The organism is Asticcacaulis sp. AND118, from assembly GCF_020535245.1.
Classification (GTDB): domain Bacteria; phylum Pseudomonadota; class Alphaproteobacteria; order Caulobacterales; family Caulobacteraceae; genus Asticcacaulis.
Window position 1 is genome coordinate 1,033,107 of record NZ_CP084910.1, and the last position, 25,549, is coordinate 1,058,655.

Sequence of the window (25,549 nt, forward strand, 5' to 3'; positions counted from 1 at the left end):
ATTCGACACCTATATGGTTCGTCCGCGTAAAGTTCAAAGGGTAGCACTCCAAATCATGAGCGAAGGTTACAAGTACAAGCCGAAGTTTGGTCTGGACATGCGTATTCGCCCGCCCAAGGAGGGTGAGGTGAACGGCAAACGTCTGGAGGACGACGTGCTGTCGCTCAAGCCGGGTCAGATCCGCTGCGAATGGCCGGAATGCCACCGCGCTGCGACGGCCAAGGCGCCGAAATCGCGCGAAATGATGAACGAATACTATAATTTCTGTCAGGCGCACGCAGGCGAGTACAACAAGAACTGGAACTTCTTCGCCGGCATGTCCGAGGGCGAGGCCAAGTCGCATCGCGAAGCCACCATGACCGGCGGACGTCCGACCTGGGCCTTCCGCGCTTCGGCGGCATCGCGTGAAGCCGCGGCTTTCAGCGCCGGTCGCACCCGCGGCGCGGGCATGTACGATCCGCACTCGGTGTTCGGCGCCGGCGCTGCGCCGCGCAAGCCGGGCGAGGATGCGCCGATCCAGCGTCAGTTCGGCAAGATCGAACGCGGGGCCTATGCCGACCTCGACCTTGAGGTCGGGGCCGAGCCGGAAAAAGTGCGCGCCGCCTATACCGAACTGCTCAAGCGCTGCCACCCGGATAATAATGGCGGCGACCGCTCGGCCGAGGACAAGCTCCAGCGGGTCATTAAGGCTTATAAAGTCCTGAAGAAAATGGGCCTCGCTTGAGTGCGGAGGGGACCCGCTGATTAAGAGTCAGCTGTTCTGCCATCCCCCTCATCCGGCGCTTCGCGCCACCTTCTCCCTCGAGGGAGAAGGAAATGAACAACCCCCTCTCCCTTGAGGGAGAGGGCTGGGGTGAGGGGGCAACCATGTCAGCCATAAAAACCGGTGGATGCCAGTGCGGCGCAGTCCGTTTCTGCGTCGAAGGCGAACTGGGGCACGCCTCCATCTGTCACTGCCGCATGTGCCAGAAGGCCTATGGCAATGTTTTTGCCCCGCTGGTCAGCGTACGTGAAGCCACGCTCACCTGGACAAAAGCCGAACCCAAGCGCTTCCAAAGCTCCAACCTCGTCCAGCGCGGCTTCTGCCCCGATTGCGGCACGCCCCTGACCTACGAAGCGCCGGATGGCGTGGCCGTGTCCATCGCCGCCTTTGACGATCCGAGCGATATTGCGCCGGTCATTCAGTTCGGCACCGAGGGCAAGTTACCGTGGGTCGATGGCCTGCACACCCTGCCGGAGCGCACGACTTTGGAAGACATCGACGCCGCGCCCTTCCTCGACAAGCTGATCAGCTATCAGCATCCGGACCATGATTAGACTGCCGCAAAAAAATCCGTTTCCGGCGTGTTTTAGGGTTGAGTCTTGAGGCCTTAGGTCTTAGCTGAAAAACGCATCCGTCCGACCGTCCGAAAGCGTTTTTGCCATGTCCGTCATCACCTCCGAAACCCTGACCGATCCGCTTTTGGGCCTGAAGCCCGACAAGAAGGTCTCCCTGCGCGAGGTGTTCGGCATCGACTCCGACATGATGGTCCCGGCCTTTTCGACGCGTGACGAGCACGTGCCGGAAATCGACGACACCTACCGCTTCGATCCTCAGACCACCATCGCCCTCTGCGCGGGCTTTGCCTATGACCGCCGCGTTATGGTGCAGGGGTTCCACGGCACGGGTAAGTCGACCCACATCGAGCAGATCGCGGCGCGCCTGAACTGGCCGCTGGTGCGCGTCAACCTCGACAGCCACGTGTCGCGGATTGACCTGATCGGCAAGGACGCCATCGTGCTCAAGGACGGTCAGCAGGTTACCGAGTTCAAGGAAGGCATCCTGCCGTGGGCTTTGCAAAGGCCCGTGGCGCTGGTTTTCGACGAATACGACGCCGGGCGTCCGGACGTGATGTTCGTCATCCAGCGCGTGCTTGAGGCGCAGGGCCGCCTGACCCTGCTGGATCAGAACAAGGTCATCCGCCCCAACAAGTTTTTCCGTCTGTTCGCCACGACCAACACTATCGGTTTGGGCGACACGACGGGTCTTTATCATGGCACGCAGCAGATCAATCAGGGGCAGATGGACCGCTGGTCGATCGTCACGACGCTCAACTATCTCAGCCACGAGGCCGAGGTCGAGATCGTGCTGGCCAAGCTGCCGGAGTTCGACACGGCGGAGCGCAGGGGCCTGATCGATGCCATGGTGCGCGTCGCCGACCTGACGCGCTCGGCCTTTGCCAATGGCGACATCTCGACCGTCATGTCGCCGCGGACCGTCATCACCTGGGCGCAGAACACGCTGATCTTCGGCAATGATCCGGAGGTGGCCTTCCGCCTGACCTTCCTCAACAAGTGCGATGAGCTGGAGCGCCCGACGCTGGCGGAATTCTATCAGCGCAGCTTTGGCGCGGATGTGAAGGAAAGCGCCCTCAAGGTGAAGGTGATCTGATAATCCCCTCTCCCTTGAGGGAGAGGGTGGTCCAAAGGACCGGGTGAGGGGGCGGCTGGTGTCTGTAAGTCCCCCTCACCCCGGCCCTCTCCCTCAAGGGAGAGGGGGAAGTAGGGAATATGGCCAAGCCCGTTACCGTTCTGTCCGATCCGTTTCGCAAGGCGCTGATCCATTCGACGCGCGCCCTGGCGGAAGATCCCGAACTCGAAGTCGTTTTCGGGCCGGATGGTCCGCGTCTGGACGGCAACAAACTCGTTCTGCCCAATCCGCCGCGCGACCTCAATGCGCGCCTGTCGGCCAATGTGCGCGGACAGGCCGACCGGCTGGCGCTGAAGGTCGCTCACCACGATTCCGGTGTTCACGTCCGCGCCCGGCCCATCGATACGGCCAGCGCCGAAGCCTTCGACGTGCTGGAAGAGGCCCGCCTTGAAGCCATCGGCGCCAACGCTTTGGGTGGGGTGCGCAAGAACCTGCGTGCCGCGCTGGAGGCTGATCTCGACCGCAGCGGTCTGGGGCGCAAGGAAGAAAAGTCGGAACTGAATCTGGCCGACATTCTCGGCCTGATCGCGCGCGAAATCATGACGGGCGATCCCGTGCCGCAGGAGGCGCAGCGCGTCGTCAACCTGCTGCGCGGCGAGATCGAGCAGAAGACCGGTCAGAGCCTGAACGAGCTTGCTGACCTTATCGGCGACCAGAAGGCGTTTACGCAGAAGGCGCGCGAAGTGCTGCGCGCGCTGGACCTGACCGACGATTCGCAGGACGCCAAGGAAGAAGAAAAGAACGACGAGGGCGAGGACGAACAGTCCGAAGGCAACGACCCGTCGGCCGAGGCCGAAGAGGACGCCGAGGATCAGGACGACTCCCGGCCGCAGCAGGAAGAAGAACCGACCGGCGGTGACGATCAGTCCCAGACCGGCGACGAGGACTTCACCCAGATGTCGGGGGATCCGCAGTCGCTGGCCGAAGGCTCCGCCGACGAAGTGGTCGATGGCGAGGCCGCCGAGGCCAGCCAGATGCAGACCCCCAATGCGGCTGGCGAGCGCAAGGATTACGACATCTATACCAAGGCCTTCGACGAGGTCATCAACGCCGAAGACCTGTGCGACCCCGAAGAGCTGGAGCGCCTGCGCGGCTTCCTCAATCAGCAACTGGCCAACCTGTCGAACGTCGTGGCGCGGCTGGCCAATCGTCTGCAACGCCGCCTGATGGCGCAGCAGTCGCGGTCGTGGAATTTCGACCTCGAAGAAGGCGTGCTCGATGCGGCCAAGCTGACGCGGGTGATCATCGACCCCAGCGCGCCGCTGTCGTTCAAGCAGGAAAAGGACACCGAGTTCCGCGACACGGTGGTGACCTTGCTGCTCGACAATTCCGGCTCGATGCGCGGGCGGCCGATCATGGTCGCGGCCATCTGCGCCGACGTGCTGGCGCGGACGCTGGAACGCTGCGGCGTGAAGGTCGAGATTCTCGGCTTCACCACCAAGGCGTGGAAGGGCGGCCAGTCGCGCGAACAGTGGGTGAGGAACGGCAAGCCCGCTGCACCCGGCCGTCTCAACGATCTGCGCCACATCATCTACAAGGCCGCCGACAATCCCTGGCGTCGCGCCAACAAGAATCTCGGCCTGATGATGCGCGAGGGGCTGCTGAAGGAAAATATCGACGGCGAAGCCCTGCAGTGGGCCTATTCACGCCTGCTGGGGCGGCCTGAGTCGCGCCGTATCCTGATGGTCATCTCCGATGGCGCGCCGGTCGACGATTCGACCCTGAGCGTCAATTCGGGTCACTATCTCGAAAACCACCTGCGCAAGGTCATCGCCGACATCGAAGGCGCAGGTCGTGTCGAACTGGCGGCCATCGGCATCGGCCACGACGTGACGCGCTATTATCGCCGCGCCATGACGCTGATTGACGTTGAGCAACTGGGCGGCGCACTGATCGAGAAGCTGGCCGAACTGTTCGATGAGAAAACCGTCGCGCGGCGGTGATACGATTCTCCTTGCCCCTTTGGGGAGAAGGTGGTTCTGGCGTTAGCCGGAACCGGATGAGCGGCTGTTTTACCTCAATGCCCCTCACTCCAGCCCTCTCCCTGTAAACGGGGAGAGGGGGTTAGACGGAGTTTTCATGCGAGTTGCGCTTCTCTTATCCACCTTGCTGGCCACCACGGCCTTTGCCGAGCCTGTGCCCTATCAGGGCGGGACGCGCGTGACCTTCACGCCGCTGCCGGAGGTGGCCGATGCACCGGCGCAAAAGGTCCGTTATGCCGGCGGTTATGTGGTCAAGGGGGAAGGCACATCTTGGCTGATCGGTCTGAGCGATCTGGTCGTCACGCCCGGTAAGGACGGCGTCATGATCGACGCCATCGGCGATTTCGGCAGCCGGGCGCGTTTCACCCTGCCGGTGCGCGGTCATCGAGGGCCGCTCGACATCGACCTGCTGCGCGACGCGGACAATAAGCCCTTCGGCAACAAGTCGCTGTCCGACGCCGAAGACATGGCCGTCGATCCCCGCGACGGCAACGTCTATGTCTCGTTCGAGGGCAAGACGCGGGTGATGCGCTATGGCCCCGGCATGACCGGGCCGGGCGAGCCACTGCCGCTGACGGGCCTGCCCGTCCTGCCCGGCAATGAAGGGCTGGAAGCCGCCACGGTGCACTATTCGACCAAAGGGGAGGCATCGCTGATGGCATCTTTGATTCTGGGGGCCGAGGTCGGCGGCTTCTGGAAGTGTCCGCTCGATACCTATAAATGCGAAAGCCTTGTTGGGCCGACCACGCCGGGCTTCGGTTACAAGCTGGTGTCGCTGGCGCCGCTCGACCCGGCAAAGCCCGATGAGATGCTGGCCCTCTATCGCTTCTATCTGCCGGTGGTGGGCGCGCGCAGCGTCCTGCGCATCGTGCGGCTGGAGGGTAACCGACTGAAGCTGGTGGATACCCTTCTCAAAATCGAGCCGCCCCTGCCCATCGGCAATTACGAAGGCGTGTCGGCGGTAAAGACGCGCGACGGCTATCGTCTGTACCTGATCAGCGATCCGATCGGGCCGGGTAATCCGACCCACCTTGTGATGTTCGACTACAAACCCTGATGCTGGCGGTCCTGGCCCCGGCGACCGCAGCGGCTGGGCGTGGCCGAACACCGTCTGCGCCGGGTGATCCACGCCGGGGAGGGCGAGGACCATTTCAGCCGCTATCTTAATCGCGGGCGCATCGAGGCGTAGGCCAGCATCCTCGAACTGGCGCTGGCCGTGGGTTATAATTCGTTGTCGGCCTTCAACCGGGCGTTCAAGGCGTCGGAGGGCGGGACGCCCAGCGGCCAGTAGGCATTGCCCAGCAGCGTGCCGGCGGCGACCGATAGCAGCGCCGCGGTAAGGCTGGTCATGCGGAACGCGTGTTCGGCAGGGCTCAGCCACCGACGCCAATGCAGCGGCATGAAGGGCTCCTTAGAATGGGAGCCTTTGCGTGCCGCTTTCTGAGTATGGCGGCTGCGCGATTTCAGAAATCGGTCAGTCCCGGATGTGTTTCGCTCGCCTGTTCAGGCAACAAAAAACCCCGAAGCCTGAGCTTCGGGGGTCTTCGCGTGTTCGGTATAAAACCGTAAAATTTAGGCAGCGGCCTTTTCAGCCAGCTTCGCCTTGATCTGCTTCTTCAGGCGACGGGCGCGCAAGCTAAGCTCTGTATCGTCGGCCTTGACGAGGAAGGCGTCGAGGCCGCCCTTGAAGTCCAGCGTGCGCAGGGCCGCGTTGGAGATCTTCAGACGGAACGACTGGTTCAGGGCTTCGGACTGAAGCGCGGTTTCACGAAGCGAGGGCAGGAAGCGACGCTTCGTCTTGATGTTTGAGTGGCTCACGGAGTGACCGACCATCGGGCCGACACCGGTGAGTTCGCAACGACGCGACATGATATCCACCTTCGTTAGAACTAAATGACGAGCGCGCCACAGTCGGACTGCGGCGCAAGAGGCGCGTTCTATAGGCAAAGCGGGCGGAAGCGTCAAGCGGAAAAACCCCGTATCGGGAGGGATTCATGCGCCCGTCGAAACAGGCCCTCTAACGATCCGCAGTGACTCTTTACGGCGTGAGGAGGAAACCTCGACGCGCGGCGGCGGGCCGTACATAACATCGAGGATACCATGGACGATAGCGCGAAGTTCGACACCGTCAAAGGTCAGGGCGGCGAAACCCATCAGCAGGTTCATCATTCCGGGCCGCACACCCCCGAAGGCCATCTGACGACCAATCAGGGGATTAGGGTTTCCGACAATCAGAACAGCCTGAAATCCGGGGCGCGGGGGCCAACCCTGCTCGAAGACTTCGTTCTGCGTGAAAAAATCTTCCATTTCGACCATGAACGCATCCCGGAGCGCATCGTCCATGCGCGCGGGTCGGGCGCGCACGGCTATTTCGAGATGACCGATTCGCTGGCGGACATCACCACGGCGGACCTGTTCCAGCGCGCGGGCGAGCGCGTGCCGGTCTTCGTGCGTTTCTCGACCGTCGCCGGTGGAGCGGGCAGCGTCGATACGCCGCGCGACGTGCGCGGTTTCGCGGTGAAGTTCTATACGAAGGAAGGCAACTGGGATCTGGTCGGCAACAATATCCCTGTCTTCTTCATTCAGGACGCCATGAAGTTCCCCGATCTGGTCCACGCGGTGAAGATGGAGGCTGATCGCGCCTATCCGCAGGCCGGTTCGGCGCACGACACCTTCTGGGACTTCGCCTCGCTGATGCCGGAGACCACTCACATGCTGATGTGGGCCATGTCCGACCGCACCATCCCGCGTTCCCTGCGCACTATCGAGGGCTTCGGCGTCCACACCTTCCGCTTCGTCAGCGCCGAAGGGAAATCGACCTTCGTCAAATTCCACTGGAAGCCCAAGCTGGGCTTGCAATCGACCGTATGGGACGAGGCGCTGAAGCTTCAGGCCGCCGATAACGACTTTCACCGCCGCGACCTCTATGAAGCCATCGACAGCGGGGCCTTCCCCGAATGGGAGCTGGGGGTGCAGTTGTTCGATCAGGCTCTGGCCGACAGCCTGCCTTACGATGTGCTGGACGCAACCAAGATCATCCCGGAAGAGGTGGTGCCGCTGAGAATCGTCGGGCGACTGGTGCTTGACCGCAATCCGGATAACTTCTTCGCCGAGGTCGAGCAGGTGGCCTATTGCCCGGCCAATATCGTGCTGGGCATTGACTTCACCAACGACCCGCTGCTGCAGGGCCGGCTCTTCTCTTATCTCGATACGCAAAAGTCGCGGTTGGGAACGGCCAACTTCCATCAGTTGCCGATCAATGCGCCGAAATGCCCGATGCGCAACTTCCAGCGCGATGGCCAGATGCAGATGGCGGTGCCCAAGGGCCGCGCCAATTACGAACCCAACAGCCTCGGCGCGCATGGCGAAGAGGGCGGGCCGCGCGAATGTCCAGTGACGGGCTTCACCTCCTTTGCGGCAGGCGAGGGTAAGGATGAGCAGGGCGACAAGCTGCGTGTGCGCGCCGAACTGTTCGCCGACCACTATTCGCAGGCGCGCCTGTTCTGGAAGTCGCAAACCGACGCCGAACGCGCCCATATTGCCTCAAGCTTCGTCTTCGAACTGTCAAAGGTCGGGCTGAAAATGGTGGCCCCGCGCATGGTGGCCAATCTGCGCAATGTCGATGAAGACCTGGCGGCGCGCGTGGCCAGCGGGCTGGGGATCGACCTGCCGGAAAAGGCGCCGGCGGCGCGGGCGCCCATCGACATCGCGCCTTCCGATGCCCTGTCGATCCACAAGAATATGAAGGCGACGCTGGAGGGCCGCAAGGTTGGCATCCTGATCTGCAAGGATACGGATGCGGGGGCGCTGAAAACGCTCAAGGCCGACATCGAGGCGGCGGGCGGCACGCCCTTCATCGTCGGCGTGCAGATTCATGGCATCCCGCTGTCGGACGGCACCAAGGCCGATGCCGACGGGCAACTTCTGGGTTCGCCCTCGCAATTGTTCGATGCCGTGTTCGTGCTGCTGTCCGAAGCCGGCACGCAACGCCATCTGAAGGAGGCCGCCTCGATCGAGTGGGTGATGAACGCCTTCGGACACCTGAAAGCCATCGGTCATACAAAGGAAAGCCATCCCCTGCTGGAAAAGGCCGGGGTGGTGCACGACGAAGGCGTGGTGCTGGCCGACGAATTTATCGCTGCGGCATGCAAACGGTACTACGAACGCGAGCCGAGCCTGCGGACGCTGGCATAGATCGAATCAAAAGTAGAAGCCGTTGCCGTTTGGATCGAGGACGGCACCGGCTTCGTAGGGTTGTAAATCTGAAGTAATTGCAAGTTGGTCACCGCCTTCGAAGACGAGTGTCATTACCAATCCCGACGTACCGACGTCTAACAGACGCTTTTCCAGCAAATTATGGAAGGCAATGGGTTGTTCATTAAACCATTCCTTATCGTGAATGGTATGGCTACCGTCCGCCGCTGTGTAGATAACGGTTTGAGATGAATCAATTTGGCAGCCATTTGCCATTTTAAACGTAATAGTCGTGGCATCAGGATGATCTGGGTAATCCAGGCATCGCCTCGCAGCAGAAAGGTTAGGTTGTCGCTTGTAGGGAAGGGTGTCACGACATTTCCAAGAGAAAAGGCGCTTTGGTTTCCCAAAGCGCTTTTTGCCGTATTAAAGTCAAACAGAGCTTAGGCCGCGGCCTTGTTCAGCGACTTGTTGAGCAGGGCGACGGCGGCGTCACGGTCGATCTTCTCGATCGCGGCGACTTCGCGGGCCATGCGATCCAGAGCCGATTCGTAGAGTTGACGCTCGGAATAGGACTGTTCCGGCTGGTTTTCCGCGCGGTGCAGGTCACGGACGACTTCGGCGATCGAGACGAGGTCGCCCGAATTGATCTTGGCTTCGTATTCCTGAGCGCGGCGCGACCACATGGTGCGCTTCACGCGGGCCCGGCCCTTCAGCGTGACAAGGGCCTGCGACATGACGGCGGCGGGCGCGAGGTGGCGCAGGCCGGCGGTCTTGGCCTTCTTGGTCGGGACGCGCAGAGTCATCTTCTCGTGGTCGAAGGTGACGACATAGACTTCAAGCTGATAGCCGGCCACTTCCTGGCTCTCGACGGCGAACACCGTGCCGACGCCATGCGCCGGATACACAACCTTATCGCCGGTCTTGAATTCGAGTTCTACTGCAACAGTCGTCATTGCGGTCCTCTTTCTTTTTTAAGTGAGGACGAACGACGGGTTTGCAATGATCCATTCATGCGACGAATGCGCCGACCGGCGATCAGGGAGGACACCGGGAGACGCAGACGCAAAAAAACAACGACGTCCCTCACTCTGGTTTCGGGGCACCGCTGTTATGTATGAATGGACTAAGACAAGCCTGTCATCCGACCTTTGTCGAAGATGCCGGATGTGCGTAATCAGCGCAGGCGGCATTTTAGGTGAAGAGAGTGAGATGCGTGTGAAGCGCGCAGCGCCTCGTACATCAATGATGTTATGTCTATCACAAAATTACATAAAAATAAAGGGCGCGTATCTCGAAAGCGTCGGACACGGTCAGGTCGAAACCTTTAGATAAAGATTTATGTTTTCGCCAGCTATTCGGCGCTTGACAGGAAGTAAAAGCCGCAGGGAATAGCGCCTTCACTTCTCCAAATCATCCATAGGGACGTGTGCCTTAATCAAAATACGCGTTAATTTAGTGTTAATTGCGAAGTTTCTGAGTCTCCTCATGCGCTTTTGCAGGCGTGCCTGTCTGAGGGCAGCGGAGCGTCCGCGTAAAGCTTGTGGATGAAAGTATAGGCGGCAGCGGCGGCTTGCACGTGACACCTCGTCGCGGAAGGCAACAATTATGAAGATTTGTTTCCGTCTTCGTGATCGCGAACGCCGAAGGCCGGCAGGCCCAGCGACCAGTGGATCGCTGCGCCTCGCAGCACCAGGGCGGCGGCGAAACCGCTAAGGCCCGCCGGCCAGAAGGACAGGCCGATCAGGCTGAGCGCCACGAAGACTCCGGCGCCCAGAAGGGCGGCGGTGATATAGATTTCCCGGCGCAACAGCAGGTTGGGCTCGCCAGCCAGCACGTCGCGGATGATGCCGCCGAAGCTGGCGGTCAGGACGCCCATAACCACGGCGGACAGAGGCGCGACGCCGAGGTTCAGCGCCTTGGCCGCGCCCACCACGGCATAGGCGGCCATCCCCATGGCGTCGAGCCACAACAGGGCCGTCATGCGCTTGCCCGGCTTGCCGTCGGGGCGCGGAGACGGGTTGCGTGGAGCCAGCCCCCACACGGCCAGCCCGGTAAGGGCGCAGATCAGGATGTAGTCCGGCCGCTGCACCCAGAAGACCGGCGCCCCGATCAGCAGGTCGCGCAATGTTCCACCGCCGACGCCTGTGATGGCGGCGAAGAAGATAAAGGTGATGATATCCTGTCGTCCACGCGCCGCCGCAATAGCGCCCGACGCTCCGAACAGGGCGACGGCGGCGTAGTCCAGCCAGAAGAGGGCGGTGCTCAGGGCGTTGAAGGCGGGATCGGGTACAGTCATAGGGCCATGCTATCCTGGTTCAGCCTGCGGCGCGACGGCCGTCGGCGTCGATCATCAGTTCGCCATCTTCCTTATGGAAGGGACCGGAAGGCCATTTGTCCAGAAGATCGAGCACGGTCTCCGACGGACGGCACAGCCGGGTGCCTTTCGCGGTGACGACAAAAGGGCGGTTGACGAGCACAGGATGGGTCAGCATCTCGGCTACTATCCGCGCGTCGCTGACGCCGGGCTCCAGCAGGCCGAGGTCTTTGGCGGGCGACTTGGTATCACGCAAGGCCTGCCGGGGTGTCAGGCCGGCATCGGCAAACAGGCGCAGGAGCTGGTCGCGCTGCCATCCGGTCGTCAGATAAGGGATGATCTGAGGCGCGTAACCCGCCGCCTCGATGACGGCCAGGACATTGCGCGAGGTGCCGCAGTCCGGATTGTGGTAGATGGTGACGGTCATGGTTCGATCCTCGCGGGGGGAGCGGCGGGCGGGGCTTTCAGCAACCAGTTGAAAATGAGGAAGCCTGCCACAGCGCCTGTCGTTTGAGCCACAATAAAGGCAGGGACGGAAGCCGGTGCGATTCCAGCGAAACTGTCGGTCAGGCTGCGAGCCAGTGTAACGGCGGGGTTGGCAAAAGACGTCGTGGCGGTGAACCAGTAGGCGGACAGGATGTAAAGCCCCACCGCAGTTGGCGTGAAATCAGGCTTGAATCGCAGGCAGCCGAAGAGGGTTCCGATCAATCCGAAGGTGGCCACAACCTCAGACAGCATCAGCCCGGCGCCTTCCCGGGGGCGCGCAGCGAATTGCAGCAGAGACTCGCCGAACATGGCGTGAGCGACAAAAACCCCGATGATTGCTCCGGCTAACTGCACGAGGACGTATCCTGACGCCAATTTCAGATTGATCTCTCGCCGCGCCGCGAAGGCAAGCGTAACGAGGGGATTGAAGTGAGCGCCGGAGACGGGGCCAAAAAGCGTGATCAGCACGATCAACCCTGCCGCCGTGGCCAGTGCGTTAGCCAATAGGGCTATCGCTGTGTTGCCGCCTGAAAGAGTCTCGCCCATCATTCCTGAGCCGACTACGATGGCCAAAAGCCACGCCGTGCCCAATCCCTCGGCGGCCAGTTTGCGGGCGATTGGAAACATGCGGCGATTCTCAGCAGGTGCAGGTCAGTTGCGCGATGACCGGCTGACAGACTTCCGGCGCGCCGCCGCAGCAATTTTCCATAAGAAAGCCAAGCAGCCCTTTGACCCCGTCCATATCGGCAAAGTAGCGGATGCTTCGGCCTTCTCTCGAACTCCGGATCAGGCCCGCCTGAGCCAGCACCGACAGGTTGGCTGACATAGTATTCTGACGCACTCTGAGCCTTTCCCCGATTTCACCGGCGGGCAGGCCGGGTGAGCCAACCTGCACCAGCAGGCGAAACACGTCGAGACGGGTTTCCTGAGCCAGAGCGGCCATTGCGTCGAGGGCTTTCATCTTATCCATATATCATGATTAAATGATATATTGCCTTTGGTCAATCCAACTCGTGGTATCTGGAAACGTACAATAAAAAAGAGCGCCTTGTCGGCACTCTCTGAACCTTACTTGCCGTCGCCGGGGTTTTCCGAGAAATACTTCTCGAACTTGCCGGTTTCGCGCTCGAACGCTTCGCGGTCGGCGGGCGGGGTGCCCTTGACCGAGATGTTCGGCCAGGTGCGGGCGTATTTGGAGTTGATCTCCAACCACTTGCCGTCGGGTTCGTCCTCGGTGTCCGGCTTGATGGCGTCGACGGGGCATTCCGGTTCGCACACGCCGCAGTCGATACATTCGTCCGGATTGATGACCAGGAAGTTCTCGCCCTCGTAGAAGCAGTCCACCGGACAGACTTCGACGCAATCCATGAACTTGCACTTAACGCAGGGATCGGTGACGATATAGGTCATGGGAACTCGATTGCCTTCAGCGGGGGCAGGTGCGGCATGCGCCGGACAGGTGCCATAAAACAGGTGCTATAAAGTGTTTGGGGTCATGACTTTTGCCGGCCAGACTGTCAAGACTTTAGCTGCCTCCCGACCGCGATTTTTACTAAACCGGACAAGGGCTTTGACTTAAGTCTTCTGCCAAGGGGCTGAGACTGAAAACTATTCGCAGGGCTCAAACAGGCCTTGCGCCTCGCTGGCCGGGCCGCGCCGCTCGCCTGTATCGACGACGCGCACATCGATCAGCCGTGTCCCGATGGCGAAAGTGAGTCGGTCGCCGGGACGGATGCTGTGCCCGGCCTTCTGGATGCGTGAGGTCTGACCGAAACGCTCCAGCCGCAAGGTGCCGCCCTCGGCGAATTTGGCCGACAGGGCGCGGGTCTTGAAGAAGCGGGCGCGCCACAGCCAGACATCGATGCGGCAGGTTTCCGGGCGACAGGTTTCGACGGTTTGATCCATGCCGTGATCCTAAACCTCCTGCAGGAAAAATCATTGATTATTTCGCCCCGATGCCGCAGTTCGGAAATCGATTGTTTCCATGCGAGCGAGGGGATTCGCCGTGCTGGCCGCGCTGAAGAAAGAAACCAACCTGCTGATCGCCCTGATCGTGGCGGTGCTGGCCATCCCGTTCGAGCACAGCCTCGTCCATTCCGGACAGGGTGTGGCGCTGATCGTCTCTGTGGCTTTGATCGCCGTGATCATGCTGGTGTCTCTGCGCGTGGCGCACCATGCCGAGGTGCTGGCCGAAAAGGTGGGCGAGCCCTACGGCACCATGATCCTCACTCTTTCGGCTGTGCTGGTCGAGGTGGTCATTCTGGCCATCATGCTGGGCCATTCGCACAACCCGACCCTGGCGCGCGACACCATCTATTCGGCGGTCATGCTCGACATCAACGGCATTATCGGTGTCGCCGCCATCCTCGGCGGGCTCAAGCACGGCGAGCAACCCTATAATGATGCTTCGGGCAAGACCTATATCGTCATGATCATGACCGGCATGGGCGTATCGATGCTGGTCCCGGAGTTCATTCCGGTCAGCAACTGGAAGGCCTATTCGGTCTTTTCCATCGTCATCATGGTCTTTCTGTATGCGATGTTCCTGCGTCTGCAGACGACCAAACACAGCTATTTCTTCAACTACACCTATGCCGGCACGGGCGACGAGAACCACAGCCACGGCGGCAAGACCGCGCATTCGGCGATCATTCTGGTCGCGGGACTGGTGCTCATCGGGATGCTGGCCGAGGTGATGTCGAAGACGCTGGGCACGGGCCTTGACGGCATGGGCATACCGCCGGTCTTCCCGGCTCTGATCGTGGCGGCGATTTCGGCCAGCCCGGAAATCCTCACGGCGCTGCGGGCGGCGCTGGTCAATCGGATGCAGCCGGTGATCAATATCGCCCTGGGGGCGTCGCTGTCGACCGTGGTGCTGACCGTACCGGTGATCGAGCTGATCTCGCTGTTCAATAATCAGCAGATTCACATGGCGCTGACGCCGACCCAGAGCATCATGACGGCCCTGACCCTGCTGGTGGCGGCGATCAACCTCAATGACGGTCAGACCAACGCCATAGAAGGCACAACGCACTTCGTGCTGTTCTGCGCCTTTATCATGCTGTCCTTCTTGGGTCTTTAAGCGAAACGGCAGTACGCTTGCCGTTGAAGCACCCCGGTTCTGAGGTGTGGAGCCGTGACTCTAGATCATTATGTTTTCTTATGGAAACATAATGATCTGGATTTTGTTTACGCCCTCGCCGGGCGGTGGCTCTGCCACCTTGGCCGCCGCCGCAATGGCGGCTTGAGCGGAATGATTCCATCTGAAATCATTCCCCTCTAGGAGGTTGCGCCCCCACGAATCCTGGCTCTAACCCCGCTTACCCGCCGCGCAGCACCGCAAACGGCGAATAGGGATTGACGAAGGGCGCGGCCTCTTTCGCCTTCTTCGGTGCAGCGGATCGGGTGCGCCAGCCCTGATGCTCGACGGCGGCTTCGCCTTCGCCGAAGAGGTGGGTGCCGGCCTTGGCGAAACCCAGTGCGGCCATCAGCCTGTCGTTGACGCCATCGAGCGCATCGGGTTTCAGATAGGTCGCCCCCTTGTGCCACACGCCTTCGCTCAGGGCCTTGTCCAGCGTATCGAGCGTCTTCAGTTTGACGGGTTTGTGACCGGCGATGGCCACCAGCCCCTTGAGACTGAGGGCGCGCTGCGGGTGATCCTTCGCGCCGCCGAAGGCCTGCATCAGAGGGGGCGACAGCTTGGGCAGACGCCAGACGAAGCGGTTGCCGTGAACGCCTAACGCCTTGAGACTCTTGCGTTCTTCCGGCGTCAGCCTGTCCTCGCCGCGTAGGGCGATGCCACCGTTCTCATAGAGCTGCCAGGCTACGGCGCGCACCGCTGCGGGGGTGGCGTCGTCATGGGCGGCCTCATAGACCCGGTGCAGGGGCTTCAGATGGTGCAGGGCCTGCTGACGCACGAAGTCGATGAGCCGCTTGCGCGCGCGTTCTTCCAGCGCCGCCTGATCGGACTGACAGTCGAGGCGGATTTTCGGGTTGAAATAGTCGGACGGCTCGATGCGCCCGACGGCCTGACCCTGCCACAGTACGTCGGCCCCTTTCAGCCGCAGGGTCTTCGACGGGGCCTGAGCCAGGGCGTTCAGCCGGTCGCGGATCAACGGCGTCACGGCGCGGTGGGCGGCCTGACGGATGGTCTTGTCCTCGATCAGGCTTTCGCCGGCGGCCTGCACGAAGTTCAGCCCCTTGAGCTGACCCACGCGCTGGCCTTCGAGGAAGACATCGCCATTGTCCGTGATTTCGGGCTTGGGCGTCTCAAAGGCGTTGAGCGCCTTGAGCAAGGCACTGGTGCGCTGATCGACGAAGCGCTGCATCAGGGCTTCGTGCAGCCGGTCGGACAGCCGTGCCTCAAGGTCGCGCGTGGCGTCGCGCCAGTGCTCGGCGGCCTTCAGCCAGCCGGTGCGGTTGGAAATATAGGAGAGGGTGCGCACGCCGGACAGACGGCCCGACAGGGTGTCGATATCGCCATCCATGCGGTCGAGATGGCTCAGTTGTTCGTCGAACCAGTCGTGCGGGATGAAGCCGTCCGGACGATGGCGCGACCAGAACAGAAAGCTGACCGTCTTGAGGTGCTCATCCAGCGACACCTTGCGGAAATCCGGGAGCTGACACACTTCCCACAGGATGCGCAAGCTGACCGGATTGCGTACCTTCAGCGCAATGTCCTCTTCGGCGCTCAGGTGACGCAATACCTTCTCGTCCAGCGCCTCGCGGGCGAGTTGCAGGGCCGGGGCGGGCGAGGGGCGCGTCAGGCTGCGCAACAAATTATCGAGGGACGAAAAGTCCAGTTCGTGATTGCGCCATTGCGCCGCTGTCAGGCTGAGGAAGCGGTGGTTTTCGATGGCGCCGATCAGGTCTTCGTCCATCTCGTCGGTATCGCCCGTCACCCCAAAAGTGCCTTCGCGGCGGTTGCGCCCGGCGCGTCCGGCGATCTGCGCGGCCTCCTGTGCGGTCAGGAGGCGTGTGCGGCGGCCGTCGAACTTCGACAGGCCGGCAAAGGCCACATGGTCGATATCCATGTTCAGGCCCATGCCGATGGCGTCGGTGGCGACGAGGAAATCGACCTCGCCGTGCTGAAACAGATCGACCTGGGCGTTGCGCGTCTTGGGGCTGAGGCTGCCCATCACCACCGCCGCGCCGCCGCGCTGACGCCGGATCAGTTCGGCGATGGCGTAGACCTGCTCGGTCGAGAAGGCGACGATGGCCGTGCGCTTGGGCAGGCGGGTCAGCTTCTTAGAGCCGGCATAGCTCAGTTGCGACAGGCGTTCGCGGAACTGCACCTCGGCGTAGGGAAACAGCGAACGGAACAGCGGCGCAAAGGTGGCCGCCCCCATGAACAGCGTCTCGTAACGCCCGCGTGCGTGCAACAGCCGGTCGGTGAAGACGTGGCCGCGCTCGGTGTCGGCGCAGAGCTGGATCTCATCGACGGCCAGGAAGTCGACGCGGCGCTCCAGTGGCATGGCTTCGACCGTGCAGATGAAATAGGAGGGCAGGCGGGGGATGATCTTTTCTTCGCCGGTGATCAGGGCTACGGCGTTCACGCCCTTTTCCTTCACCACCCGGTCATAGACCTCGCGCGCCAGAAGCCGCAACGGCAGGCCGATCATGCCGGTCGAATGGGCCAGCATGCGCTCAAGCGCGTAATGGGTCTTGCCCGTATTGGTCGGCCCCAGAACGGCTATCAGCCGCGAGTCCGGAGTGTGGGGCGTCGATACGGAGACGGGGTGAGAAAGATCGGGCACGGCTCTGTTTTAACCGCTCACTGCGGCATTGGAAAGGCCGAAGACGGGTTCGGGAAGCGGTAAAAAGCGGGAGTTAACGCCGTTCGTATTTCGCCGTGAACGGCACGAAAACGAATCATGACCGAATCAGTGACATCGCGCGATGCCTGATTTGTTCTATACCAGATATGGTGGCCCGATGGCGCATTAACCATAGGCGTATTTTTCAATGGGCCGAGTCGCAACCGGAGTCGAGTCCGCCGTTCCCGGGGACCTATACGAAATCTATACGGCCCCGACGGGCCTTTATACACCGGCTATATTCCCTCGGCGCTAAACCCCCATCGCTGGTTTTACCCACGGAGGGCTCTATGGCCGTTATCTATCTGTTCGCCGGCATGGGGTTCTTCGCCCTGTGCCTGGCCTTCGCCGGTTTTGCCGACCGGTTGCGGGAGGGCGCATGACCGCCCTCTATATCGCCGCCGGCCTCATCACGCTGGCGCTCGCGGGCTATCTGATCGTTGCCCTGATCAAGCCCGAACTGTTTCCTTGAATTGAGGATATGAGAGATGTTTCTCGGTGTCACGGCGAGCGGCTGGTCGCAGCTCGCCCTTTACATGTGCGTGCTTACGGTGCTGGCCGTGCCGCTTGGTCTCTACATGGCGCGCGTCTTTGCGGGCGAGCGCACCTGGCTGTCGCTGCTGCTGCGGCCGCTCGAAGGGTTTCTCTACCGCATCGCCGATGTCCGCCCGGCTGATGAAATGACGTGGAAGGACTACGCCACGGGCGTGATCCTCTTCTCGCTGGGCAGCTTCGTGCTGCTGTTCCTGCTGCTGCTGTTTCAGGGCCATCTGCCGCTGAACCCGCAGGCCCTGCCGAATCTGACGCCCGATCTGGCCTTCAATACGGCGGTCAGCTTCGTCACCAACACCAACTGGCAGTCCTATGGTGGCGAATCGACGCTGAGCTATTTCAGCCAGATGGTCGGTCTGACGGTGCAGAACTTCGTTTCCGCCGCGGTCGGCATGTCCGTGCTGGTGGCGCTGATCCGTGGCCTGACGCGGCAATCGACGGACCGGCTCGGCAACTTCTGGGTCGATCTGGTGCGCGCCAATCTCTACGTGCTCCTGCCCCTGTCTCTGCTGGTCGCCGTCTGGCTCGGTTCGCAGGGCGTGATCCAGACCTTCGACGCCTATGTGACGGGCAAGACGCTGGAAGGCGCCGATCAGGTCATCGCTTTGGGTCCGGTGGCGTCGCAGGAAGCGATCAAGATGCTGGGCACCAATGGCGGCGGCTTCTTCAACACCAACTCCGCCCATCCGTTCGAGAACCCGACCCCGCTCAGCAACTTTATCGAATTGCTGTCGATCCTGCTCATTCCGGCGGCCCTGTGCTTCACCTTCGGCAAGATGGTCGGCGACCGCCGTCAGGGCGTGGCGATCTTCGCCGCCATGGCGCTGGTCTTCGTCCCGATGACCGCTGCGTGCATGGGGCTTGAGCAATCGGGCAATCCGCATCTGGTCGCCGTCGGCACCAGCGATGGCGGTAATATGGAGGGCCCCGCCGCCGCGCAAGCTGGCGGCAATATGGAAGGTAAAGAAACCCGGTTCGGCATCCCCAACTCCGCCCTGTGGGCCGCGGCGACCACCGCCGCGTCCAACGGTTCGGTCAACGCCATGCACGACAGTTTCACGCCCCTGGGGGGCATGGTCCCGCTGGTGCTGATGCAGTTCGGCGAAGTCATCTACGGCGGCGCGGGTTCCGGCCTTTACGGCATGCTGGTCTTCGTCATCCTGACCGTCTTCATCGCCGGCCTGATGGTCGGACGCACGCCGGAATATCTCGGCAAAAAGATCGGCGCATTCGAGATCAAGATGGCCTCGATCGCCGTGCTTCTGCCCTGCGCCCTCGTGCTGGTGTGCACGGCGGTGGCGGCGCTGACGCCCTGGGGGCAGGCGGGCATCTACAATCCGGGCGCGCAAGGCTTCTCGGAAGTGCTTTACGCCTTCACCTCGGCGGCCAACAACAACGGTTCGGCCTTTGCGGGTCTGGGGGCCAACAACCCCTTCTACAATGCGCTGCTGGGCCTGTGCATGCTGTTCGGACGCTTCTTCGTCCTGCTGCCCGTGCTGGCGATAGCCGGCTCGCTGGCCGCCAAGAAGACGGTGCCCGAATCCGCAGGCACCCTGCCGACCCATACGCCGCTGTTCGTGGTCTTCCTCGTCGGGGTCATCATCCTCGTCGGCGTGCTGACCTATGCCCCGGCGCTCGCTCTCGGTCCGGTGATCGAGCATCTCAACATGATCAAGGGCTGATACAGCCATGTCCACCACGCAACACTACAAGACCAGCATTTCGCTGGCCGTCTTTCAGGCCTTTCGGCGGCTCGACCCGCGCTATCAGGCCCGTAACCCGGTCATGTTCCTCGTCTGGGTCGGCTCGGTCATCACCACCCTGATCCTCGGTGCCCTGCTGGCCCAGCCCGGCAGCCTGATAGGCGGCGGTCAACCGGTCTGGTTCGTCGGCCTGATCTGCTTCTGGCTGTGGTTCACCGTCCTGTTCGCCAACTTCGCCGAAGCCCTGGCCGAAGGGCGCGGCAAGGCCCAGGCCGACAGCCTGAAAAAGGCCCGCCGCGACGTGTCGGCCAAAAAGCTCGACAAATCGAAGACGCAGACGGTGGTGGCCGCCAACACCCTGCGCAAGGGCGACGTGGTGATCATCGAAGCGGGCGACGTCGTCCCCGCCGACGGTCAGGTCATCGAAGGCATCGCCAGCGTCGATGAAAGCGCCATCACCGGCGAATCCGCCCCGGTCATTCGTGAATCCGGCGGCGACCGCGACGCGGTGACCGGCGGGACGCGGGTGCTGTCCGACTGGCTGATCGTGCGCGTCACCGCCGATCCGGGCGAAAGCTTCCTTGATCGCATGATCGGGCTGGTGGAATCGGCCAAGCGTCAGAAGACGCCGAACGAGATCGCCCTGTCGATCCTGCTGGCGGCGCTGACCTTGGTCTTCCTTATGGCCTGCGCGACCCTGCTGCCCTTTTCGCTGTTCTCGGTCGAAAAGGCCGGTTCCGGCACGGTCATCTCGATCACGGTGCTCATCGCCCTTCTGGTCTGCCTCATCCCGACGACCATCGGCGGGCTCCTGTCGGCCATCGGCATTTCGGGGATGCAGCGCCTGATCAAGGCCAATGTCATCGTCACGTCGGGCCGCGCCGTCGAAGCGGCGGGCGACGTCAACGTCCTGCTGCTCGACAAGACGGGCACCATCACCTTCGGCAATCGTCAGGCCGTGGACTTCATCCCCGCGCCGAACGTCAGCGCCCAGCAACTGGCCGAAGCCGCCGAACTGTCGTCGCTGGCCGACGAGACGCCGGAAGGCCGCTCCATCGTTGTTCTGGCGCGCAGCCAGCACGGCCTGCCTGAACGCAGCGCTGCAGACCTGAAGGCCGAGTTCATCCCGTTCTCCGCCGAACAGCGCGTGTCGGGCATCGTCATCAACGAACGCCACATCATGAAGGGCGCCGGCGACGCCATCGCCGGGCTGATCAATCTCAAGGGCGGGCTGGTCCCGGCCGAGGTCACGGCAGCGGTGGACGACATCGCGCGCAAGGGCGGCACGCCGCTGATGGTCGCCGAAGGGCCGAAGGTGCTGGGCGTCGTCTATCTGAAGGACATCGTCAAGCCGGACATCAAGGTGCGTCTGGCCGAACTGCGCCGCATGGGCATCAAATCGGTGATGATCACCGGCGACAACCCCCTGACCGCCGCCGCCATCGCGTCGGAGGCCGGTGTCGACGACTTCGTGGCTCAGGCCACGCCGGAGACGAAGCTCAAATATATCCGCAAGATGCAGGAGGGCGGCGAGATGGTGGCCATGGTCGGCGACGGCACCAACGACGCCCCGGCCCTGGCGCAGTCGGACGTGGCCGTGGCCATGAATTCCGGCACCCAGGCGGCCAAGGAAGCCGGCAACATGGTCGATCTGGATTCCGATCCGACCAAGCTGATCGAGATCGTCGAGATCGGCAAGCAGCTTCTGATGACGCGCGGTGCGCTGACGACCTTCTCCATCTCCAACGATCTGGCCAAGTATTTCGCCATCATCCCGGCGGCCTTCGCCTCGACCTATCCGGCGCTGGGGCTGCTCAACGTCATGGGCCTGTCGTCGCCGCAAAGCGCCATCCTGTCGGCGGTCATCTTCAACGCCCTGATCATCGTGGCGCTGATCCCTCTGGCGCTGAAAGGCGTGAAGTACCGGGCGGAGTCGGCTTCCCGCATGCTGACCCGTCATGCCTTCGTCTATGGCCTCGGCGGCATTGTCGCGCCCTTCATCGGCATCAAGATCATCGATCTGGGGCTAACCGCCGTGGGCCTTGTCTAGGATACTCGTCATGTCACTTATCAAACATATTCAGCCCACCGTCGTGTCGCTCGGTGTCTTCACCCTGCTGTTCGGCGGCCTCTATCCGCTGGCGACCACCGCGGTCGTCCAATCGGCCTTTGCCGAGCAGGCGCAGGGCTCGCTCATCCGCAACGGCGACACCGTCATTGGATCGCGCCTGATCGGGCAGGCCTTCACCCAGCCTCAATATCTGTGGGGCCGTCTGTCGGCCACAGGGCCCACGCCCTACAATGCCGGGGCCTCGTCGGGTTCCAACCTGGGGGTCAACAACCCGGCCCTGATCGAAGCGGCGAAAGGCCGTATCGAGGCTCTGGGGGTTTCCGGCCCCGTTCCGGTGGACCTGATCACCGCTTCGGGCTCCGGCCTCGACCCGCACATCAGCCCGGCGGCGGCGGCGGTTCAAGTGCCGCGCATCGCCGTGGCGCGCGGCATAAGCGAGGATAAGGTGCGCGCCGCCATCCGCGTCTCGACCGAAGGCCGCACCTTCGGAATCCTCGGCGAACCGCGCGTCAATGTGCTAGAGGTCAATCTGAGACTCGACGGCAAACTTAAGTGAACGCGGATAACAGACCCGACCCCGATAAACTGCTCGCCCTCGTCGCCAGAAATCATGAAAGCGACGGGGGCGACGGCACGTCCGGACGCGGCCGGCTGAAGATATTCTTCGGGGCCAATGCCGGCGTGGGCAAGACCTTCGCCATGCTGGCCGAGGCTCGCCGTCTGCACGCCGAAGGCCGCGACGTGGTGATAGGCGTGGTCGAGCACCACGACCGCCCGGAAACCCTGGCCCTGATCGAAGGGCTGCCGGTTCTGCCGCGCCGTGAGGTCGTCCACCGCGAGGTCCGCCTGTCTGAGTTCGATCTGGACGCCGCTTTGGCCCGCCCGCCGGCGCTTATCCTCGTCGACGAATACGCCCATACCAATGCGCCCGGCTCGCGCCATCCCAAGCGCTGGCAGGACATAGAGGAACTGCTGGACAACGGCATCGACGTCTATACGACGCTGAACGTGCAGCATCTGGAAAGCCTCAACGACGTCGTGGCGAAGCTGACCGGCGTATGGGTGAAGGAGACCGTGCCCGACGCCGTCTTCGACGCGGCGGACGAGATCGCCCTGATCGATATCCCGCCGGATGAACTGCTCAGGCGCCTGTCCGGGGGCAAGGTCTATGTCGCCGAAGGCGCGCCTCAGCGGGCGGCGGATAATTTTTTCAAGAAGGGCAATCTGGGTCGGCTGCGCGAGCTGGCCCTGCGCCGCGCCGCCGAACGGGTGGATGCGCAGAACGACGCCCTCAGCGCCGCCATGGGCCAATCGGAGGCGGCGACCGGCGACAAGATACTGGTGCTGGTCGGCCCGGACGTCCTGTCCTCGCGGGTCATCCGCCACACCAAGCGCATGGCCGACCGCTCGCGCGCGCCGTGGTACGCCCTGTATCTCCAGACCGACCGGCACGAGACCTTGTCGGACAAGGCCCGGCAGCGCGTCGAGCAGCATCTGCGGCTGGCGGAAAAACTGGGCGGCCGCGTGGTGCGCTTCAATGCCGGGCGCGCGGCGTCGAGCATACTGACCTATGCGCGGCAGAACGGCTTCACGCGGCTGGTGCTGGGTCACAGCCGTCAACCGTGGTGGCGCACCGTTCTGGGCGGGCGTTCCCTGTCGCAGAAGCTGGTAGCGCAAGGGGCGGGGCTTGAGATCACCACGCTCAATGCCGACAGCCCGGAAGAGGAGGGGGACCGGCGACGCCTCCTGAACGCGGGCGCTTTGCGCGCCGCGCCGGGGCATTACGTCATGGCCGCCGCCATCACGGCGCTGGCCACCGGGCTCGGCCTGCCGTTCCGCGACCGGGTCGATCCGGACAGCTTCATCATGCTGTATATGACCGGGGTCGTGATCGCCGCCGCGCGTTACGGCATCGGGCCGGCGCTGCTGGCGTCGGTCCTGTCGGTGTGCGCCTTCAACTGGTCCTTCGTTCAGCCCTATTACAGCTTCACCTTCGACAATATCAGCTATGCGGTGACCTTCGTCGTCATGCTGGTGACCTCGCTTATCGTCGGCTCGCTGACGGCGCGCCTGTCGCTGCATGTGCGGCTGGCGCGGCGCGGCGAGGCCGAAACGCGGCTGTTCTACGACCTGTCGCGGCAATTGTCCGCCGTGCGCGGCGAAGCGGCGATGGCCGAGGTGGCGCTCAAGAACCTGCAACCGGTCTTCGACGCGGAGCTGCGCCTGTGGAGCAACGGGCGTCAGATCGCCGGGGCCATCGAGGCGGACCCGCGCGAGCTGGGGGCCATGCAGTGGGTCGCGCAGAACCGTCAGGTCGCGGGACGGCATACCGACACGCTGCCTTCCGCCGCCGGCCTCTACCTTCCCCTGCTGGCCGATGCGGCCCTGCTGGGCGTGGTGTCCCTGACGCCGCGCGACCCGGCGCGTCGCATCACCGGGGCCGAGCATCTGATGTTCGAGACGGCGGCCAGCCTGATCGCCGGGGCGTTGCAGCGCGCGCATCAGGCGGCTCAGGCGGAGACGTCGCGCGTCGAGACGGAGAACGAAAAGCTGCGCAATGTGCTGCTGGCCTCGCTGTCGCACGACCTCAAGACGCCGCTGACGGTGATGAACGGCGCGGTCGGCACGCTGCTGCGGATGCGCCGCAAGCTGCCGCGCGAGGCGGTGGACGAACTGACCGCCCTGTGGGGGCATCTGGGGCGGTTGCAGAAGTTCGTGTCCAATCTGCTGCGCATGGCGGCCATCACCTCCGGGCAGTTGAAGCTCAATTTCGAGCCCTACACCATCGAGGAGGTGACCGGCGCGGCCATCAGCCGCGTCGAGGCGCAGAAGGGCAATCGTCAGATACGCACCCGTACCAGCGGCCGCATCCCCATGGTGATGATCGACGGCGCGCTGATCGAACAGGTTCTGATCAACCTGCTGGAAAACGCCATCGCCCATACCGCCGACGACGGGGTCATCACCCTGACCTTCGAAACCGATGCCGACCGGGTGCGGGTGCGGGTCAGCGACGACGGGACCGGCCTGACGCCGGGCGAGGAAGACCTGATCTTCGAAAAGTTCCACACCCGCGACGGGCAGCTTTCGGATCGCACGGGCAGCGGCACCGGGTTGGGGCTGGCCATCTGCAAGGGCATTGTCGAGGCGCATGGCGGCCTGATCTACGCCAGGAACAATCCGCGCCGCCATGGAGCGGGTTTGGGGGGGGCGAGCTTTATCTTTACCCTGCCGGCGGTTAAAGACTCTGAATGACCACCGTCCTGCTGATCGAAGACGAAGCCGACATCCGCCGTTACCTGCGCGCCACCCTGACGGTGCAGGATTACGACGTGCTGGAGGCGGCGACGGCGAAGGAAGGGATGCAGCAACTGACGCTGCAAAAGCCCGATCTGGTCGTTCTCGATCTCGGCCTGCCGGATCAGGACGGGCAGGACTTCATCCGTCAGGTCCGCGAATGGTCGCAGACCCCGATCCTCGTCCTGTCGGCGCGCGAACAGGAAAAAGACAAGGTGCAGGCGCTGGAAAACGGCGCCGACGACTATCTGACCAAGCCCTTCGCGCCGGGGGAGTTGCTGGCGCGAATCAAGGTCGCCCTGCGCCACGGCGCGCGCCGCGCCCACCCGGACGCCGACCGTTTCGAGCGCGGCGGGTTGCGCGTCGATTTCGCCGCGCGCCGGGTGTGGCTCGACGGTGAGGATGTCCACCTGACGCCCATAGAATACAAGCTGTTATCCGAACTGGTCCGCAATGCCGGCAAGGTGATGACGCACGTCCAGTTGCTGAAGGCCGTGTGGGGGCGTCATTCGACCGAGCAGTCGCACTATCTGCGTATCCACACCCAGCACCTGCGCGAGAAACTAGGCGATGATCCGCTGAAACCGCGTTTCATCCTGACCGAACCCGGCATCGGCTATCGCTTTGTGGATTAAGCTGTGACCTGAATGCGCCATGTTTG

Annotated in this window: 24 protein-coding genes; 14 read left to right on the top strand and 10 right to left on the bottom strand. The window is 62.8% G+C overall.

Features of this window, described 5'->3' with window-relative positions; translation table 11 throughout:
- Positions 1–55: 55 nt before the first annotated feature.
- From LH365_RS05055 to LH365_RS18745, 6 genes are all read left to right on the top strand, one after another.
- Positions 56–724 (top strand): J domain-containing protein, encoded by a 669-nt coding sequence (locus tag LH365_RS05055; RefSeq protein WP_226745088.1) that lies wholly within the window; start codon positions 56–58, stop codon positions 722–724.
- Between the two features lie 143 nt (positions 725–867).
- A complete protein-coding gene (locus tag LH365_RS05060) occupies positions 868–1,317 on the top strand; it encodes a GFA family protein (protein ID WP_226745089.1) in 450 nt (149 codons plus the stop codon).
- 106 nt (positions 1,318–1,423) lie between these two features.
- Positions 1,424–2,431 carry a cobaltochelatase subunit CobS gene (gene cobS / locus LH365_RS05065; RefSeq protein ID WP_226745090.1) on the top strand — a complete coding sequence of 336 codons (1,008 nt, stop codon included), beginning with the start codon at positions 1,424–1,426 and terminating at the stop codon, positions 2,429–2,431.
- 119 nt (positions 2,432–2,550) lie between these two features.
- A complete protein-coding gene (cobT, locus tag LH365_RS05070; protein ID WP_226745091.1) occupies positions 2,551–4,413 on the top strand; it encodes a cobaltochelatase subunit CobT in 1,863 nt (620 codons plus the stop codon).
- A 136-nt stretch (positions 4,414–4,549) separates the two neighbouring features.
- Positions 4,550–5,509, top strand: a complete 960-nt coding sequence (locus LH365_RS05075) for an esterase-like activity of phytase family protein (protein ID WP_226745092.1) — start codon at positions 4,550–4,552, stop codon at positions 5,507–5,509.
- Between the two features lie 159 nt (positions 5,510–5,668).
- Positions 5,669–5,743: a hypothetical protein gene (locus LH365_RS18745; RefSeq protein WP_370639746.1), complete on the top strand. Its 75-nt coding sequence runs from the start codon at positions 5,669–5,671 to the stop codon at positions 5,741–5,743.
- Positions 5,744–6,024: 281 nt separating this feature from the next.
- Here LH365_RS18745 and rpmB read toward each other — a convergent pair whose 3' ends face one another.
- On the bottom strand, positions 6,025–6,321 hold the full coding sequence (gene rpmB, locus LH365_RS05085; protein WP_107874432.1) for a 50S ribosomal protein L28: 297 nt from the start codon (positions 6,319–6,321) through the stop codon (positions 6,025–6,027).
- Positions 6,322–6,552: 231 nt separating this feature from the next.
- Here rpmB and LH365_RS05090 point away from each other — a divergent pair, with 231 nt between their 5' ends.
- Positions 6,553–8,646, top strand: coding sequence for a catalase (locus LH365_RS05090; RefSeq protein WP_226745093.1), 2,094 nt, complete (start codon positions 6,553–6,555; stop codon positions 8,644–8,646).
- 6 nt (positions 8,647–8,652) lie between these two features.
- Here the strand turns inward: LH365_RS05090 and LH365_RS05095 are convergent, their stop codons facing one another.
- From LH365_RS05095 to LH365_RS05130, 8 genes are all read right to left on the bottom strand, one after another.
- The gene (locus tag LH365_RS05095) at positions 8,653–8,922 is read right to left on the bottom strand and encodes a hypothetical protein (RefSeq protein WP_226745094.1); all 270 of its coding nucleotides are present in this window, start codon (positions 8,920–8,922) and stop codon (positions 8,653–8,655) included.
- Positions 8,923–9,089: 167 nt separating this feature from the next.
- A complete protein-coding gene (locus tag LH365_RS05100; protein ID WP_226745095.1) occupies positions 9,090–9,602 on the bottom strand; it encodes a CarD family transcriptional regulator in 513 nt (170 codons plus the stop codon).
- 650 nt (positions 9,603–10,252) lie between these two features.
- On the bottom strand, positions 10,253–10,945 hold the full coding sequence (locus LH365_RS05105; protein ID WP_226745096.1) for a trimeric intracellular cation channel family protein: 693 nt from the start codon (positions 10,943–10,945) through the stop codon (positions 10,253–10,255).
- A gap of 19 nt (positions 10,946–10,964) precedes the next feature.
- Positions 10,965–11,390, bottom strand: a complete 426-nt coding sequence (gene arsC / locus LH365_RS05110) for an arsenate reductase (glutaredoxin) (RefSeq protein ID WP_226745097.1) — start codon at positions 11,388–11,390, stop codon at positions 10,965–10,967.
- Complete coding sequence (locus LH365_RS05115) at positions 11,387–12,076, bottom strand: MIP/aquaporin family protein (RefSeq protein WP_226745098.1); 690 nt, start codon at positions 12,074–12,076, stop codon at positions 11,387–11,389. The genes arsC and LH365_RS05115 overlap by 4 nt, the downstream gene beginning before the upstream one ends.
- A gap of 10 nt (positions 12,077–12,086) precedes the next feature.
- Positions 12,087–12,419 (bottom strand): helix-turn-helix transcriptional regulator, encoded by a 333-nt coding sequence (locus tag LH365_RS05120; RefSeq protein ID WP_226745099.1) that lies wholly within the window; start codon positions 12,417–12,419, stop codon positions 12,087–12,089.
- 98 nt (positions 12,420–12,517) lie between these two features.
- The gene (fdxA, locus tag LH365_RS05125; protein ID WP_226745100.1) at positions 12,518–12,859 is read right to left on the bottom strand and encodes a ferredoxin FdxA; all 342 of its coding nucleotides are present in this window, start codon (positions 12,857–12,859) and stop codon (positions 12,518–12,520) included.
- 198 nt (positions 12,860–13,057) lie between these two features.
- Positions 13,058–13,354, bottom strand: a complete 297-nt coding sequence (locus tag LH365_RS05130; protein WP_226745101.1) for an RNA-binding S4 domain-containing protein — start codon at positions 13,352–13,354, stop codon at positions 13,058–13,060.
- Between the two features lie 100 nt (positions 13,355–13,454).
- On the opposite strand from LH365_RS05130, the gene LH365_RS05135 reads away from it, so the two are divergent.
- Entirely contained in the window at positions 13,455–14,531 is a 1,077-nt protein-coding gene (locus tag LH365_RS05135; protein ID WP_226745102.1) for a calcium:proton antiporter, read from the top strand.
- Positions 14,532–14,769: 238 nt separating this feature from the next.
- On the opposite strand, the gene LH365_RS05140 is transcribed toward LH365_RS05135, so the two are convergent.
- Entirely contained in the window at positions 14,770–17,091 is a 2,322-nt protein-coding gene (locus LH365_RS05140) for a helicase-related protein (protein WP_370639747.1), read from the bottom strand.
- Positions 17,092–17,644: 553 nt separating this feature from the next.
- Here LH365_RS05140 and kdpF point away from each other — a divergent pair.
- Genes kdpF through LH365_RS05170 form a run of 6 tightly spaced genes read left to right on the top strand, consistent with a single transcriptional unit; the run spans position 17,645 to position 25,523 of the window.
- Positions 17,645–17,737 carry a K(+)-transporting ATPase subunit F gene (gene kdpF / locus LH365_RS05145; RefSeq protein WP_107874456.1) on the top strand — a complete coding sequence of 31 codons (93 nt, stop codon included), beginning with the start codon at positions 17,645–17,647 and terminating at the stop codon, positions 17,735–17,737.
- Positions 17,738–17,753: 16 nt separating this feature from the next.
- Positions 17,754–19,499 carry a potassium-transporting ATPase subunit KdpA gene (gene kdpA / locus LH365_RS05150; RefSeq protein WP_226745104.1) on the top strand — a complete coding sequence of 582 codons (1,746 nt, stop codon included), beginning with the start codon at positions 17,754–17,756 and terminating at the stop codon, positions 19,497–19,499.
- 7 nt (positions 19,500–19,506) lie between these two features.
- A complete protein-coding gene (gene kdpB / locus LH365_RS05155; RefSeq protein ID WP_226745105.1) occupies positions 19,507–21,570 on the top strand; it encodes a potassium-transporting ATPase subunit KdpB in 2,064 nt (687 codons plus the stop codon).
- A gap of 10 nt (positions 21,571–21,580) precedes the next feature.
- Positions 21,581–22,147, top strand: coding sequence for a potassium-transporting ATPase subunit KdpC (kdpC, locus tag LH365_RS05160; protein ID WP_226745106.1), 567 nt, complete (start codon positions 21,581–21,583; stop codon positions 22,145–22,147).
- Positions 22,144–24,846 carry a sensor histidine kinase KdpD gene (locus LH365_RS05165; protein ID WP_226745107.1) on the top strand — a complete coding sequence of 901 codons (2,703 nt, stop codon included), beginning with the start codon at positions 22,144–22,146 and terminating at the stop codon, positions 24,844–24,846. Before kdpC ends, LH365_RS05165 begins: the two co-directional genes overlap by 4 nt.
- Positions 24,843–25,523: a response regulator gene (locus LH365_RS05170; RefSeq protein ID WP_226745108.1), complete on the top strand. Its 681-nt coding sequence runs from the start codon at positions 24,843–24,845 to the stop codon at positions 25,521–25,523. The genes LH365_RS05165 and LH365_RS05170 overlap by 4 nt, the downstream gene beginning before the upstream one ends.
- Positions 25,524–25,549: the final 26 nt, after the last annotated feature.

What these genes read in the sequence shown, in the direction of transcription:
- LH365_RS05055 (WP_226745088.1), top strand. Translation starts at nt 56, where the DNA reads ATGAGCGAAGGTTACAAGTACAAGCCGAAGTTTGGTCTGGACATGCGT.
- LH365_RS05060 (WP_226745089.1), top strand. Translation starts at nt 868, where the DNA reads ATGTCAGCCATAAAAACCGGTGGATGCCAGTGCGGCGCAGTCCGTTTC.
- cobS (WP_226745090.1), top strand. Translation starts at nt 1,424, where the DNA reads ATGTCCGTCATCACCTCCGAAACCCTGACCGATCCGCTTTTGGGCCTG.
- cobT (WP_226745091.1), top strand. Translation starts at nt 2,551, where the DNA reads ATGGCCAAGCCCGTTACCGTTCTGTCCGATCCGTTTCGCAAGGCGCTG.
- LH365_RS05075 (WP_226745092.1), top strand. Translation starts at nt 4,550, where the DNA reads ATGCGAGTTGCGCTTCTCTTATCCACCTTGCTGGCCACCACGGCCTTT.
- rpmB (WP_107874432.1), bottom strand. Translation starts at nt 6,321, where the DNA reads ATGTCGCGTCGTTGCGAACTCACCGGTGTCGGCCCGATGGTCGGTCAC.
- LH365_RS05090 (WP_226745093.1), top strand. Translation starts at nt 6,553, where the DNA reads ATGGACGATAGCGCGAAGTTCGACACCGTCAAAGGTCAGGGCGGCGAA.
- LH365_RS05095 (WP_226745094.1), bottom strand. Translation starts at nt 8,922, where the DNA reads ATGGCAAATGGCTGCCAAATTGATTCATCTCAAACCGTTATCTACACA.
- LH365_RS05100 (WP_226745095.1), bottom strand. Translation starts at nt 9,602, where the DNA reads ATGACGACTGTTGCAGTAGAACTCGAATTCAAGACCGGCGATAAGGTT.
- LH365_RS05105 (WP_226745096.1), bottom strand. Translation starts at nt 10,945, where the DNA reads ATGACTGTACCCGATCCCGCCTTCAACGCCCTGAGCACCGCCCTCTTC.
- arsC (WP_226745097.1), bottom strand. Translation starts at nt 11,390, where the DNA reads ATGACCGTCACCATCTACCACAATCCGGACTGCGGCACCTCGCGCAAT.
- LH365_RS05115 (WP_226745098.1), bottom strand. Translation starts at nt 12,076, where the DNA reads ATGTTTCCAATCGCCCGCAAACTGGCCGCCGAGGGATTGGGCACGGCG.
- LH365_RS05120 (WP_226745099.1), bottom strand. Translation starts at nt 12,419, where the DNA reads ATGGATAAGATGAAAGCCCTCGACGCAATGGCCGCTCTGGCTCAGGAA.
- fdxA (WP_226745100.1), bottom strand. Translation starts at nt 12,859, where the DNA reads ATGACCTATATCGTCACCGATCCCTGCGTTAAGTGCAAGTTCATGGAT.
- LH365_RS05130 (WP_226745101.1), bottom strand. Translation starts at nt 13,354, where the DNA reads ATGGATCAAACCGTCGAAACCTGTCGCCCGGAAACCTGCCGCATCGAT.
- LH365_RS05140 (WP_370639747.1), bottom strand. Translation starts at nt 17,091, where the DNA reads ATGCTGGCCCATTCGACCGGCATGATCGGCCTGCCGTTGCGGCTTCTG.
- kdpF (WP_107874456.1), top strand. Translation starts at nt 17,645, where the DNA reads ATGACCGCCCTCTATATCGCCGCCGGCCTCATCACGCTGGCGCTCGCG.
- kdpA (WP_226745104.1), top strand. Translation starts at nt 17,754, where the DNA reads ATGTTTCTCGGTGTCACGGCGAGCGGCTGGTCGCAGCTCGCCCTTTAC.
- kdpB (WP_226745105.1), top strand. Translation starts at nt 19,507, where the DNA reads ATGTCCACCACGCAACACTACAAGACCAGCATTTCGCTGGCCGTCTTT.
- kdpC (WP_226745106.1), top strand. Translation starts at nt 21,581, where the DNA reads ATGTCACTTATCAAACATATTCAGCCCACCGTCGTGTCGCTCGGTGTC.
- LH365_RS05170 (WP_226745108.1), top strand. Translation starts at nt 24,843, where the DNA reads ATGACCACCGTCCTGCTGATCGAAGACGAAGCCGACATCCGCCGTTAC.